Source organism: Cupriavidus sp. 01T418 (assembly GCF_056398885.1).
The window spans coordinates 1-732 of the sequence record NZ_JBFTQG010000141.1 but is presented as its reverse complement, the minus strand read 5'-3'; the positions used below and the strand labels follow the sequence as shown (position 1 = coordinate 732).

The window sequence follows — 732 nt, the reverse complement described above, 5'->3', positions numbered from 1 at the left end:
AAAAGCTCCCGACGACAGACCGAACGTTTGGTTACGTTCGTTATTTGGCGTCCCCTAGGGGATTCGAACCCCTGTACTCACCGTGAAAGGGTGATGTCCTAGGCCTCTAGACGAAGGGGACAGAACCTGGCTTTCAACCTGTTCCGTCTCGCGCGGCAAATACCTGGATAACCAGTTCTTCGCCACACTGGAAGCCTCGACTTACCACACTCGAAACTTCCGGCATTTTGGTGGAGCTAAGCGGGATCGAACCGCTGACCTCTTGCATGCCATGCAAGCGCTCTCCCAGCTGAGCTATAGCCCCATGGTACTTCGTTACTGCCGCTGCCGTTTTCGCCGTTGCTTCGGCGAAGACAGGATTATATAAACAACCCTGCTTTTTGACAACCCCTTTCGGGTGGTGGATCGATTATATCCGGGATCAGGCAAACCTATAACAGAGCGCTGGCGCATTAATACCCGGTCACCCAGCAGGCACAGCCGGCGAATAATGCGCCGCGCACCAGCGACGTCGATTAGCCGGAGATTATCGGAGGACTGCCGGCGCAAACGCCGAACAGCAAAAGAAAAAACCCGCATGGCATAACCATGCGGGCTTAGTGTTGGCGGAGTGGACGGGACTCGAACCCGCGACCCCCGGCGTGACAGGCCGGTATTCTAACCAACTGAACTACCACTCCATACTCTTGCTTATCGCCACGAGCCAAAAGCTCCCGACGACAGACCGAACGT

3 tRNA genes are annotated in these 732 nt (G+C 55.6%); all 3 read right to left on the bottom strand.

What is annotated here, in order from left to right:
• Positions 1–45 precede the first annotated feature (45 nt).
• Positions 46–121 (bottom strand) — tRNA-Glu (locus tag AC1DQ3_RS36605).
• Between the two features lie 107 nt (positions 122–228).
• Positions 229–304 (bottom strand) — tRNA-Ala (locus tag AC1DQ3_RS36600).
• A 299-nt stretch (positions 305–603) separates the two neighbouring features.
• Positions 604–680, bottom strand: a tRNA-Asp gene (locus AC1DQ3_RS36595).
• Positions 681–732: the final 52 nt, after the last annotated feature.